Raw genomic sequence first — 13,266 nt, 5'->3', positions numbered from 1 at the left:
CAGCCACGCAGTGGCGCAGCCTGGGGGAGCTTCTTTAATCATGGCCCGGATCAACCTGCTGCTGCTGCTGGCTGTCATTGCCACGGCGCTGTACCTCGTTCACACGCAGTACCAGTCGCGCCAGCTCTACACCGAGCTCGACCGCGTGCAGCAGGAAGCCCGCCGCCTTGAGCTGGACCGAGACCGCCTGCAGGTCGAGAAGCGCGCACAGGCCACGCCGCTGCGCGTCGAGAAGCTCGCCAAGGAGCAGCTGCAGATGCGCACCACCTCGCCGGCCATCACGCAGTACGTGCGGCCCGACGGCTCGGTGATCCCGGCCGTGGCGCCGCTGCCGCCGGCCACGCCCGCGGGCGCCAAGCCGGCCGCCAAGCCCGCCACCGCAGCGAGGGCCGCACGATGACCCGAGGCAACCGCAGCGTGCGCTACACCACCAGCCCCTTGCTCGCGAGCAAGACGCCGGTGTGGCGCAGCAAGTTCATCGTGGCCGGCATCGCCTTCGGCTTCGTCATGCTGGCCGCCCGCGCCGCGTACGTGCAGGTGTTCAACAACAGCTTCTTCCAGCGCCAGGGCGAGGTGCGCTTCGCGCGCACGCTCGAGATGCCGGCCAACCGCGGCCGCATCCTCGACCGCAACGGCCTCATCCTCGCCTCCAGCGTGGTGGCGCCCAGCATCTGGGCCATTCCCGAAGACATCGAGCGCGACGACCCCGAGGTGCGCGCCAAGCTCAAGCAGGTGGCCAAGCTGCTCGAGATGCCGCAGAAGGACTTCGACAAGAAGCTCGAGGACGAGGACAAGACCTTCGTCTGGGTGAAGCGCCAGGTCGACGAGCCCATCGCCAAGCAGATCGCAGCGATGAACATCAAGGGCCTCTACCAGCGCAAGGAATACAAGCGCCAGTACCCCGAGGGCGAGGCCGCCGCGCACGTGGTGGGCTTCACCAACGTGGAAGACAGCGGCCAGGAAGGCATCGAGCTCGCGTTCAACAAGGAACTGGCGGGCAAGGCCGGCTCGCGCCGCGTCATCAAGGACCGCCTGGGCCGCGTGGTCGAGGGCGTGGGCGAGCTGGTGCCGCCGCTCGACGGCCAGGACATCCAGCTCAGCGTCGACAGCAAGGTGCAGTTCTTCGCCTACCAGAAGCTGCGCGACGCCGTGATCGCGCGCAAGGCCAAGGCCGGCAGCGTGGTGGTGCTCGACTCCACCACCGGCGAGGTGCTGGCGCTGGCCAACTACCCGAGCTACGTGCCCGACAAGCGCCAGAACCTCACCGGCGAGCAGCTGCGCAACCGGGCGCTCACCGACACCTTCGAGCCAGGCTCGACCATGAAGCCCATCACGGTCGGCATGGCGCTGGAAGCCGGCCGGGTGAAACCTTCGACGGTGATCGACACCGCCCCGGGCCGCTACCAGATCGGCGGCTTCACCATCAGCGACACCCACAACTACGGCTCGCTGACGGTCGAGGGCGTGATCCAGAAGTCGAGCAACGTGGGCGCGCTCAAGATCGCCCAGAAGATGACCCCGCACGAGATGTGGGACACCTACACCGCGCTCGGCTACGGCCAGAAGCCGCAGATCCAGTTCCCCGGCGCGGTGACCGGCCGCCTGCGCCCCTGGAAGACCTGGAAGCCGGTCGAGCAGGCCACCATGGCCTACGGCTACGGCCTGTCGGCTTCGCTGTTCCAGATGGCGCATTCGTACACCTCGTTCGCGCACGACGGCTCGCTCATTCCGGTCACCATCCTCAAGAACTCCGAGCCGCCGGCCGGCGTGCGGGTGTTCTCGCCGTCGAACGCGCTGGCCGTTCGCAAGATGCTGCAGATGGCCGCCGGCCCCGGCGGCACCGGCACGCGCGCGCAAACGGTGGGCTATTCGGTCGGCGGCAAGTCGGGCACGGCCCACAAGCAGGTCGGCAAGGGTTACGCCAGCAACAAATATCGTGCGTGGTTCACCGGCATGGCGCCGATCGAGAAGCCGCGCATCATCGTCGCCGTGATGATCGACGAGCCCACCGACGGCCAGTATTTCGGCGGCCTGGCGGCGGCTCCCGTGTTCAGCGAAGTCGTGCAGCAGACCCTGCGCATGATGAACGTACCGCCCGACCTGGCGGTCAAACCGCTTGTGATGACGCAGGGCGTCGACGAGAGCTTCTGAACATGCTGACTTTCACTTCCCCCCAACTGGTGGCCGCCTGGCTGAAGGAGCGTGCGCCGCAGGCTGCGATGCATGCCGACAGCCGTGCTGTGGGCGCGGGCGACATCTTCGTCGCCTGGCCTGGCGCCGCCACTGATGGCCGCAAGCACGTGGCGTCCGCGCTGGCGCAGGGCGCCGTGGCCTGCCTGGTCGAGCACGAGGGCGTCGAGGCCTTCGGCTTCGACGGTGACGAGCGCATCGTGAGCTACCCCGGCCTCAAGGCCGCCACCGGCCCGATCGCCTCGGCCTTCTACGACAACCCCTCGGCCTTGCTCGACGTGCTGGCCGTGACCGGCACCAACGGCAAGACCTCCACCGCCTGGTGGCTGGCCGAATCGCTCTCCACGCTGCGCGCGGCGGGTGGCGTGCGCGCGATGAAGCCCGACGGCACGATGCAGCGCGACGCGCCGTCGCCCTGCGCCGTGATGGGCACGCTCGGCATCGGCGTGCCGCCCGAACTGACCTACACCGGCCTGACCACGCCCGACCCTGTGATGATGCAGCGCGAGCTGCGCGCGCTGGTCGAGCGCGGTTTCGGCGCCTGCGCCGTCGAGGCCTCGTCCATCGGCATCGCCGAGCGCCGGCTCGACGGCGCGCAGATCGCGGTGGCCGTGTTCACCAACTTCACGCAGGATCACCTCGACTACCACGGCAGCATGGACGCCTACTGGCAGGCCAAGGCCGAGCTGTTCCGCTGGCCCGGCCTGCGCGCGGCGGTGATCAACATCGACGACACGCACGGCGCCAGCCTGTGCGCGAACCTGATCGACGCCGGCATCGGCGCGCTCGACGTCTGGACCGTCTCCGCCGGCGGCAAGCCGGCACGCCTCGTGGCGCGCGACATCGGCTACGACGCGCAGGGCCTGCAGTTCTCGGTGGCCGAAAGCGGCACCGACGCCGTCGAGCACCTGTCGACCGGCCTGATCGGCCAGTACAACGTGGCCAACCTGCTCGGTGTGCTCGGCACCCTGCGCGCGCTGGGCCTCACGCTGGCGCAGGCCGTGGCCGCCTGCGCCAACCTCACCAGCGTGCCGGGCCGCATGGACCGCGCCGGCACCGGCGAAGGCGCGCCGCTGGCCGTGGTCGACTACGCCCACACGCCCGACGCGCTGGACAAGGCCCTGATCGGCCTGCGCCCGCTGGCAAAACAGCGTGGCGGTGCACTGTGGTGCCTCTTCGGCTGCGGCGGCGACCGCGACCCGATCAAGCGCCCGATGATGGCCGCCGTCGCCGAGCGCCAGGCCGACCGCGTGATCGTCACCAGCGACAACCCGCGCAGCGAAAAGCCCGACGCCATCATCAGCCAGGTGCTGCTAGGCTTCTCCGGCCCTGAGGTCGCACAGGTGCAACCCGACCGCGCCATCGCCATCGCCGACGCGATCGCGCAGGCCGGCCCGCAAGACGTCGTGCTGATCGCCGGCAAGGGCCACGAGGCGTGGCAGGAAATCGCCGGGCAGCGCGTCGAGTTCTCCGACAAGGCCCATGCGCTGCAGGCGCTGGCAAAGCGAGGTGGCGCATGACCGATACCACGCCGCTCGGCATCACGCTGGCACAGGCGCAGCAATGGATTCCCGGCTCGCGCCTGGTGGGTGACGCCTCGACCGTCATCGCCCGCGTGCACACCGACACCCGCACGCTCGCGCCCGGCGACCTGTTCGTCGCGCTCAAGGGCGAGCGCTTCGACGCCAACGAATTCCTCGCCGAGGCGAAGAAGCAGGGCGCGGTGGCCGCCATCGCCCACCACGGCCTCGAAGCCGCGGGCCTGGCCGGCCTGGAAGTGCCCGACTCGCTGGCGGCACTGGGCGCGCTCGGCGCTGGCTGGCGTGCCCAGTTCGACCTGCCGCTGATCGCCGTGACCGGCAGCAACGGCAAGACCACGGTCACGCAGATGATCGCGGCCATCCTGTTCGCCTTCCGGGCCGAACGCGCGCTGGCCACGGCCGGCAACTTCAACAACGAGATCGGCGTGCCGCTCACGCTGCTTCGCCTGCGCGCGCAGCACCAGCGCGCGGTGCTCGAGCTGGGCATGAACCACCCGGGCGAGATCGCGCGGCTGGCCGCCATTTCGCGCCCGACCATCGCGCTGGTCAACAACGCGCAGCGCGAGCACCAGGAATTCATGGCCACCGTCGAGGCCGTGGCCATCGAGAACGCCTCGGTGTTCGCGGTGCTGCCCGACGACGGCACGGCCGTCTTCCCGTATGGCGACGCTTTCACCTCGCTGTGGACCGACATGGCGCACGCGGGCGGCTCGCGCCGCTGCATGACGTTCGGCGAATCGGAAGACGCCGACATCTCGCTCGACAGCGCCGAATGGAAGCAGGGCGCCTGGGCCGTGCGCGTCCGTACGCCGCTGGGCGCCTTCGATGCACGTCTGCACATCGCCGGCCGGCACAACGTCATCAACGCCCTGGCCGCGACGGCCTGCGCGCTCGCGGCTGGCGTGTCGACCGACATCATCGCCGCGGGCCTGAGCGCCTTCGAGCCGGTCAAGGGCCGTTCGCGCGCCAGCGAGATCGTGGTGGCCGATGGCCGCGCGGTCACGCTGGTCGACGACAGCTACAACGCCAACCCCGATTCCGTGATTGCCGCCATCGACGTGCTCGCCGCCCTGCCGGGTCCGCGCCTGCTGGTGCTCGGCGACATGGCCGAGGTGGGCGAGCGCTCGACCGAGTTCCACGCCGAAGTCGGCGACTGGGCACGCCAGCGCGGCATCGAGGCCGTCTACACCCTCGGCAGCGCGACGGCCCACACCGTCGCCGCGTTCCGGGGCGATGCCGACGGCCGCCATTTCAACGAGTTCGACGCGCTCGGCGCCGCCGTGCTCGCCCGGCTGCCGCATGTCGGCAGCGTGCTCGTCAAGGGATCGCGCTCCATGAAGATGGAACGCGTGGTCCAGGCCATCGAGGCCCAGGCACGACAACCACAACAACAAAAGGAGGCCGGTCATGACGCATGAGCCGCGCGAAACCACATGCTGATGACCCTGGCCCAATGGCTGCAGACGCTCTCGCCCGAATTCGGGTTCTTGCGCGTTTTCCAGTACCTCACTTTCCGCGCGCTGATGGCCGCGCTGACCGCGCTGGTGGTCGGCCTGGTGGCGGGGCCTTACGTCATTCGCCGCCTGGCCGCGCTCAAGATCGGCCAGCCGGTCCGCGGCTACGGCATGGAAACCCACCTGACCAAGAGCGGCACGCCGACCATGGGCGGCGTGCTCGTGCTGTTCTCCATTGCGCTGTCGACGCTGCTGTGGTTCGACGTGTCGAACCGCTTCGTGTGGATCGTGCTGTGGGTCACGATGGGCTTCGGAGCCATCGGCTGGGTCGACGACTGGCGCAAGGTGGTGCGCAAGGACCCGGAAGGCATGCGCTCGCGCGAGAAGTATTTCTGGCAGTCGGTGGTCGGCCTGCTCGCCGGCTTCTACCTGCTGTTCAGCATTTCCGAAAGCTCCAACTGGCGCGTGCTGCAGCTGTTCTTCGCATGGGTACAGTCGGGCTTCGACCTCAGCTTCCCGCCCAAGATCAACCTGCTGGTGCCCTTCTTCAAGGAAATTAGCTACCCGCTGGGCGGCATCGGCTTCGTGGTTCTGACCTACCTGGTGATCGTGGGCGCGAGCAACGCGGTGAACCTGACCGACGGCCTGGACGGCCTGGCGATCATGCCGGTGGTGATGGTCGGCTCGGCGCTGGGCGTGTTCGCCTACGTCACGGGCAGCGCGGTGTATTCCAAGTACCTGCTGTTCCCCAACATCCCGGGCTCCGGCGAGCTGCTGGTGTTCTGCTCCGCCATGGCGGGCGCGGGGCTCGCGTTCCTGTGGTTCAACACGCACCCGGCGCAGGTCTTCATGGGCGACGTGGGCGCGCTGGCGCTCGGCGGCGCGCTGGGCACCATCGCGGTGATCGTGCGCCAGGAGATCGTGTTCTTCATCATGGGCGGCATCTTCGTGGTCGAGGCGATCTCGGTGATGGCCCAGGTGATGTACTTCAAGTACACCAAGAAGCGCTACGGCGAAGGCCGGCGCGTGCTGAAGATGGCGCCGCTGCACCATCACTTCGAGAAGAGCGGATGGCGCGAGACGCAGGTCGTGGTGCGCTTCTGGATCATCACGATGCTGCTGTGCCTCGTGGGCCTTTCGACGCTGAAGCTGCGGTAACGGAAACATGCGGCACCTGAAAGACCTCCACGTTCTCATCCTCGGCCTCGGTGCGTCCGGGCTGGCGATGGCGCGCTGGTGCGCGCGGCACGGCGCCGTCGTGACCGTGGCCGACACCCGCGAGGCGCCCGCCTCGCTGGCGACGCTGAAGGCGGAATGGCCCGATGTGGCGTTTGTCGGCGGTCCGTTCATGGCCGCGCTGGTCGAAGGCACGCCGATCCGCGCGGTGTATCGCTCGCCGGGCCTTTCGCCCGCGACCATCGCTCCGGTGGCTGATGCCGCGCGTGCCATGGGCCTGCCGGTCGGCGGCGAACTCGACCTGTTCGCGCGTGCGTTGCTGGACCTGCGGACCGTCGAGGTGCCGGTGGTGGAAGCCGAGCCGGAATCCGAAGCCGTGCCTGAAGCGCCCGTGGACGTTGCCGAGGCGGAGCCTCAGGCAGAGCTGCCGCTGGAAGAGCCCGTGTCCGTTGAACCGGCCGAAGCCGTGGCCGAGCCGGTGCAGCAGCCCGAAGCCGCTGCCGAATCCGTGCCGGAGCCGATCGCTCCCGCACAGGCCGAGGCCATGCCGCGCGATCCTTCGCTGAGCGTTACCGTGCCGCAGCCTCCGGAAGCCGACGCGCCTTCTGACGCTCCCGAGGCAAGCACCGAAGCTGTCGAAACCCCGGAAGCACCAGCCGCAGCGCCCGAAGCCTCCGGGCCTCCGGGCGCGACCCCCGCGCCCGCTACCGGTTCCCGCCTGCCCGCCACCGGCAAGCCTTACGTTCCCACGGCCGCCAAGGAAGCCGCGGAGTTCGTTGCCAAGATCGCCGAGCTTTCCGCCACCAATCCGGCCTCGGCCGCCGTCGAAGAAGAATCGCCGCAGCTCGAACTGGCCCCGCCGGTCGAGCCCGATGCGCCCAAGGGCTACATGCCCGCGGTGCTCGCCATCACCGGAACCAACGGCAAGACCACCGTCACCTCGCTCACCGGCCAGTTGGTCGAGCGCGCGGGCAAGACCGTGGCCGTGGCCGGCAACATCGGCCCCACGTTGCTCGACACGCTGTCCGCGCACATCGACGCCGGCACGCTGCCCGACGTGTGGGTGCTCGAGCTCTCCAGCTTCCAGCTCGATGGCGTGCAGGACTTCGAGCCGACCGCGGCGACCGTGCTCAACCTCACGCAGGACCACCTCGACTGGCACGGCGACATGCCGGCCTACGCGGCGGCCAAGGCGCGCATCTTCGGTGCGCGCGGGCTGATGATCCTCAACCGCGACGACGCCGGCGTGATGGCGATGCTGCCCGCGCCCGTCCGCGTCAAGCTGCAGCGTCCGCAGATCCGCACGCACGTCACCTTCGGCGCCGCGATGCCGCTGCGCCCGGGCGACTACGGCATCGAGCGCGTCAACGGCATGGCCTGGCTGGTGCGCGCGCTGGAAGCCGACGAAACCCAGAAGCGCAAGCGCGGCGCCGTGGTCGAGGAAGAAATCTTCCTGCAGCGCCTGATGCCCGCCGACGCGCTGCGCATCCGTGGCCGCCACAACGCCATGAACGCGCTGGCCGCCCTCGCGCTCGCGAGCGCCGCCGGCTGCCAGCTCGGCCCCATGCTCTACGGCCTGCGTGAATACCACGGCGAGCCGCACCGCGTGGAACCCATCGCCATCGTCGACGAGGTCGAGTACTTCGACGACAGCAAGGGCACCAACGTCGGTGCCACAGTGGCCGCGCTGGCCGGCCTGGGCGAGGAGCGCCGCGTGGTCGTGATCCTAGGCGGCGAGGGCAAGGGACAAGACTTCGAGCCGCTCGCCGCGCCCGTGCGCCAGTACGCGCGCGCCGTGGTGCTCATCGGCCGCGACGCGCCGATCATCGAAGCCGCGCTGGCTTCCACCGGCGTTTCGCTGATGCACGCCGGCTCGATGGAAGAAGCCGTGCAGGCCGCCGCCGCCCGCGCCAACCCTGGCGATGCGGTGCTGCTGTCACCGGCCTGTGCGAGCTTCGACATGTTCAGGGACTACGAGCACCGCGCCGATGTCTTCCGCGAGGCCGTGCAGGCCTGGGCGGACAGCCCGCGCGGACTGGGCGATTCTTCGACGACGCAGGAGCAGCTTTGAACTCTGCCGCATCGGGCGCCACGCCCAACGCACGCACCAGCCGCTTCGGTGGCTGGTTCAGGCGCGCCCGCAGCGGCATCGACGCGCTGCCGGTGCACCTGCCCGTGCGGCTGGGCGGCGCCGGCATCGCGCAGACCAAGGCCACGCCCATGCGCGTGCTGGGCTTCGACCAGGCGCTGGTCTGGGTCACGGTCGCGCTGCTGACCTGGGGCCTGATCATGGTGTATTCGGCCTCCATCGCGCTGCCCGACAATCCGCGCTTCGCGCGCGCCGGCTACAGCGCCTCTTACTTCCTCACGCGGCACGCGGCTTCGGTGGTGTTCGCGTTCGTCGCCGCGCTGCTGACCTTCCAGATCCCGATGAAGACCTGGGAGCGCGCCGCGCCCTGGCTCTTCGTCGCGTCGCTGCTGCTGCTGGTGGCCGTGCTCATTCCGCACATCGGCATCAACGTGAACGGCGCGCGCCGCTGGCTGCCGATGGGCTTCATGCGCTTCCAGCCCTCGGAGCTGGCCAAGCTCGCGATGGTGCTCTATGCCGCCAGCTACATGGTGCGCAAGATGGAGATCAAGGAGCGCTTCTTCCGCGCCGTGCTGCCGATGGGCATCGCGGTGGTGGTGGTCGGCATGCTGGTGATGGCCGAGCCCGACATGGGCGCGTTCATGGTGATCGCCGTGATCGCCATGGGCATTCTGTTCCTGGGCGGCGTGAACGCGCGCATGTTCTTCGTGATTGCCGCGCTGGTGGTGGTGGCCTTCGGCACCATCGTCGCGACCAGCCCGTGGCGCCGCGAGCGCATCTTTGCGTACCTCGACCCGTGGAGCGAAGAGCATGCGCTGGGCAAGGGCTACCAGCTGTCGCACTCGCTGATCGCCATCGGGCGCGGCGAAATTTTCGGCGTGGGCCTGGGCGGCAGCGTCGAGAAGCTGCACTGGCTGCCCGAGGCGCACACCGACTTCCTGCTCGCCGTGATCGGCGAGGAGTTCGGCCTGGTCGGCGTGCTGCTGATCATCGGCCTGTTCCTCTGGCTCACGCGCCGCATCATGCACATCGGCCGCCAGGCCATCGCGCTCGACCGTGTGTTCTCGGGCCTCGTGGCTCAGGGCGTGGGCGTGTGGATCGGCTTCCAGGCGTTCATCAACATGGGCGTGAACCTCGGCGCGTTGCCGACCAAGGGCCTGACCCTGCCGCTGATGAGCTTCGGCGGCTCGGCCATCCTGATGAACCTCGTGGCGCTGGCCGTCGTGCTGCGCATCGACTACGAGAACCGCGTGCTGATGCGGGGAGGCCGCGTATGACGCGCACTGCGCTGGTCATGGCAGGCGGCACCGGCGGCCACATCTTCCCCGGACTCGCGGTGGCCGAGGCCCTGCGCGAGCGCGGCTGGCAGGTGCACTGGCTGGGCGCGCCCGGCAGCATGGAAGAAAAACTCGTGCCGCCGCGCGGCTTCGCCTTCGAGCCGGTGCAGTTCGGCGGCGTGCGCGGCAAGGGTCCGCTCACGCTGTTCCTGCTGCCGCTGAAGCTGCTGCGTGCCTTCTGGCAGAGCCTGGGCGTGGTGCGCCGCGTGAAGCCCGACGTGCTGGTGGGCCTGGGCGGCTACATCACCTTTCCCGGCGGAATGATGGGCGTGCTGATGGGCAAGCCGCTGGTGCTGCACGAGCAGAACTCGGTCGCCGGCCTCGCCAACAAGGTGCTGGCGGGCGTGGCCGACCGCGTGTTCACCGCCTTCCCCAATGTGCTGAAGAAGGCGCAATGGGTGGGCAACCCGCTGCGCGAGGCATTCACCTCCAAGGCCGATCCGGCCACGCGTTTCGCTGGCCGCACCGGCCCGCTGAAGCTGCTGGTGGTGGGCGGCAGCCTGGGGGCGCGCGGCCTCAACGCCGTGGTGCCGAAGGCGCTGGCCCGCATCGAGCCGGCAGTGCGCCCGCAGGTGCTGCACCAGAGCGGCGCCAAGCAGATCGACGAACTGCGCGCCAACTACACGGCTGCCGGCGTCGAAGGCGAACTCACGCCCTTCATCGAAGACACGGCGCAGGCCTATGCGGACGCCGACATCATCGTCGCGCGCGCAGGTGCCAGCACCGTCACAGAAATCGCGGCCGTCGGCGCAGCAGCGCTGTTCGTGCCTTTCCCTTCGGCGGTCGACGACCACCAGACCACCAACGCGCGCTTCCTCGTGGACGCGGGCGGCGGCTGGCTGGTGCAACAGGCCGACCTCACTCCTGAATTGCTGGCTGACTTGCTACAGAACACAGAGCGCACCGCGCTGATCGACAAGGCCGCCAAGGCCAAGACCATGCAGAAGACCGAGGCTGTTGAAGCCGTTGTCCGCGCCTGCGAGGAGCTTGCCAAATGAAGCACGCGATCCGTCATATTCACTTCGTGGGCATCGGTGGTTCCGGCATGAGCGGCATCGCCGAAGTGCTGCTGAACCTGGGCTACAAGATCACCGGATCCGACCTGGCCGACAGCGCCACGCTGCGCCGGCTCGCGGGCCTGGGCATCGGCACCTTCGTGGGCCATGCCGCCGCGCACATCGACGGCGCGGACGCGGTCGTCACCTCCACTGCGGTGCAGCCGGACAACCCCGAAGTGCTGGCCGCGCGCGAGAAGCGCATTCCCGTGGTGCCGCGCGCGCTGATGCTGGCCGAGCTGATGCGCCTGAAGCAGGGCATTGCCATTGCCGGCACGCACGGCAAGACCACCACCACCAGCCTGGTGGCGAGCGTGCTCGACGCCGCCGGCCTGGACCCGACCTTCGTGATCGGCGGCCGCCTGAACAGCGCGGGCGCGAATGCGCAGCTCGGCAGCGGCGACTACATCGTGGTCGAGGCCGATGAATCCGACGCCTCGTTCCTGAACCTGCTGCCCGTGATGGCGGTGGTCACGAACATCGACGCCGACCACATGGAGACCTACGGGCACGACTTCGCGAAGCTCAAGAAGGCTTTCGTCGACTTCCTGCACCGCATGCCGTTCTACGGCGTGGCCATTCTGTGCACCGACGATCCGGCGGTGCGCGAGATCGTCGCCAGCGTGACCTGCCCGGTGACCAGCTACGGCTTCGGCGAAGACGCCCAGGTGCGCGCCATCGACGTGCGCGCTGTCGGCGGCCAGATGCATTTCACCGCGCAGCGCCGCAACGGCGTGACGCTGCCCGACCTGCCCATCGTGCTGAACCTGCCCGGCGAGCACAACGTGCGCAACGCGCTGTCCGTGATCGCGGTGGCGGTGGAACTCGGCATTCCCGACGAGGCGGTGCAGCGCGGCCTGGCGGGCTTCAAGGGCGTGGGCCGCCGCTTCCAGAGCTATGGCGACGTGGCGGTGCTGGGCGGCGACGCCGCTGCCGGCACCTTCACCGTCATCGACGACTACGGCCATCACCCGGTCGAGATGGCAGCCACCATCGCGGCCGCTCGCGGCGCGTTCCCGGGGCGGCGGCTGGTGCTGGCCTTCCAGCCGCACCGCTACACCCGCACGCGCGACTGTTTCGAGGATTTCGTCAAGGTCATCGGCACGGCCGATTCCGTGCTGCTCGGCGAGGTCTATGCCGCCGGCGAGGCACCCATCGTGGCGGCAGACGGCCGCACGCTGGCACGCGCGCTGCGCGTGGCGGGCAAGGTCGAGCCGGTGTTCGTCGACGACATCGTTGCCATGCCGCAGGCCATTCTCGACAACGCCCGCCCGGGCGACGTGGTGCTCTCGATGGGCGCCGGGTCGATCGGCGCGGTGCCGGCCAGGGTGGTCGAACTCGGCGCTGCTGCTGTTGCCGCGGGCGCCACGTCCTCAACATCGCAGCGCGATTCGCGCAAAGGGAGGGCCGCATGAGCCTTCAGGACCCCAAGCTCTTCGGCAAGGTCGCCGTGCTGTTCGGCGGCAGTTCCGCCGAACGCGAAATTTCGTTGATGTCGGGCACCGGTGTGCTCGAGGCCCTGCGCTCGCGCGGCGTGGACGCGCATGCCTTCGACCCGTCGCAGCGCGAGCTGGCCGACCTGAAGCGCGAAGGCTTCGCGCGCTGCTTCGTCGCGCTGCACGGCCGCCACGGCGAAGACGGCACGGTGCAGGGCGCGCTCGAGCTGCTCGGCATTCCCTACACGGGATCGGGCGTGATGGCCTCCAGCGTGGCCATGGACAAGGTCATGACCAAGCGCATCTGGCAGGCCGACGGCCTGCCCACCCCCAAGTACGTGCGCCTGGCCTTCGACCAGCAAAGCCGTGAGCAGGTCATGGCCGTGCCCGACGTGCTCGGCCTGCCGCTGATCGTGAAGCCGCCGCGCGAGGGCTCGTCCATCGGCGTGACCAAGGTCGAGGGCTACTCGCAGATGCAGGACGCGATCACGCTGTCGGCCAAGTACGACGCCGACGTGCTGTGCGAAGAGTTCATCGAAGGCGAGGAAGTGACCTGCGCCGTGCTCGGTCACGGGCTCGATGCGCGTGCGCTGCCGGTGGTGCGCATCGCCGCGCCCGAAGGTGCCTACGACTACCAGAACAAGTACTTCACCGACGACGTGAAGTACCAGTGCCCGAGCGGCCTGCCCGAGGCGGAAGAGCACGAGATCCAGCGCATCACGCTGGCCGCCTACCGCACGCTCGGCTGCCGCGGCTGGGGCCGTGCCGACGTGATGATCCGCGCCAGCGACCGCAAGCCCTTCCTGCTCGAGATGAACACCTCGCCCGGCATGACCAGCCACTCGCTGGTGCCGATGTCGGCCCGCGCCGCGGGCATCGCCTACGAAGAGCTCTGCGTGCGGGTGCTGGCCTCGGCCACGCTCGACGCCAAGGGAGGCTCGGTATAGCCATGGCCGACAAGAACGCCGCCCGGCCGCCCGAAGGCGTT

The 13,266-nt window shown here is 69.3% G+C and carries 10 protein-coding genes; all 10 read left to right on the top strand.

The features are described 5' to 3' along the window. Positions 1–40: 40 nt before the first annotated feature. Genes ftsL through ACQY8B_RS19820 form a run of 10 tightly spaced genes read left to right on the top strand, consistent with a single transcriptional unit; the run spans position 41 to position 13,225 of the window. Positions 41–400, top strand: a complete 360-nt coding sequence (ftsL, locus tag ACQY8B_RS19865) for a cell division protein FtsL (RefSeq protein WP_106935707.1) — start codon at positions 41–43, stop codon at positions 398–400. Beyond that, positions 397–2,151 carry a peptidoglycan D,D-transpeptidase FtsI family protein gene (locus tag ACQY8B_RS19860; RefSeq protein ID WP_422088277.1) on the top strand — a complete coding sequence of 585 codons (1,755 nt, stop codon included), beginning with the start codon at positions 397–399 and terminating at the stop codon, positions 2,149–2,151. Before ftsL ends, ACQY8B_RS19860 begins: the two co-directional genes overlap by 4 nt. A 2-nt stretch (positions 2,152–2,153) precedes the next feature. Further along, a complete protein-coding gene (locus tag ACQY8B_RS19855; protein WP_422088276.1) occupies positions 2,154–3,710 on the top strand; it encodes a UDP-N-acetylmuramoyl-L-alanyl-D-glutamate--2,6-diaminopimelate ligase in 1,557 nt (518 codons plus the stop codon). After that, entirely contained in the window at positions 3,707–5,149 is a 1,443-nt protein-coding gene (locus ACQY8B_RS19850; RefSeq protein ID WP_422088275.1) for a UDP-N-acetylmuramoyl-tripeptide--D-alanyl-D-alanine ligase, read from the top strand. Before ACQY8B_RS19855 ends, ACQY8B_RS19850 begins: the two co-directional genes overlap by 4 nt. Before the next feature lie 15 nt (positions 5,150–5,164). After that, entirely contained in the window at positions 5,165–6,343 is a 1,179-nt protein-coding gene (gene mraY / locus ACQY8B_RS19845) for a phospho-N-acetylmuramoyl-pentapeptide-transferase (protein WP_422088274.1), read from the top strand. 7 nt (positions 6,344–6,350) lie between these two features. Continuing rightward, positions 6,351–8,432, top strand: a complete 2,082-nt coding sequence (gene murD / locus ACQY8B_RS19840) for a UDP-N-acetylmuramoyl-L-alanine--D-glutamate ligase (RefSeq protein WP_422088273.1) — start codon at positions 6,351–6,353, stop codon at positions 8,430–8,432. Further along, positions 8,429–9,727 (top strand): putative lipid II flippase FtsW, encoded by a 1,299-nt coding sequence (gene ftsW, locus ACQY8B_RS19835; RefSeq protein ID WP_422088272.1) that lies wholly within the window; start codon positions 8,429–8,431, stop codon positions 9,725–9,727. Before murD ends, ftsW begins: the two co-directional genes overlap by 4 nt. Then, the gene (gene murG, locus ACQY8B_RS19830) at positions 9,724–10,785 is read left to right on the top strand and encodes an undecaprenyldiphospho-muramoylpentapeptide beta-N-acetylglucosaminyltransferase (protein WP_422088271.1); all 1,062 of its coding nucleotides are present in this window, start codon (positions 9,724–9,726) and stop codon (positions 10,783–10,785) included. Before ftsW ends, murG begins: the two co-directional genes overlap by 4 nt. After that, positions 10,782–12,257, top strand: coding sequence for a UDP-N-acetylmuramate--L-alanine ligase (gene murC / locus ACQY8B_RS19825; RefSeq protein WP_422088270.1), 1,476 nt, complete (start codon positions 10,782–10,784; stop codon positions 12,255–12,257). The genes murG and murC overlap by 4 nt, the downstream gene beginning before the upstream one ends. Beyond that, positions 12,254–13,225, top strand: coding sequence for a D-alanine--D-alanine ligase (locus ACQY8B_RS19820; protein ID WP_422088269.1), 972 nt, complete (start codon positions 12,254–12,256; stop codon positions 13,223–13,225). Before murC ends, ACQY8B_RS19820 begins: the two co-directional genes overlap by 4 nt. The last annotated feature ends 41 nt before the right edge of the window (positions 13,226–13,266 follow it).

This window comes from Variovorax sp., assembly GCF_965279555.1.
GTDB lineage: Bacteria > Pseudomonadota > Gammaproteobacteria > Burkholderiales > Burkholderiaceae_C > Variovorax.
The sequence above is the reverse complement of the archived record's forward strand: the minus strand, read 5'-3'. Positions and strand labels throughout refer to the sequence as shown.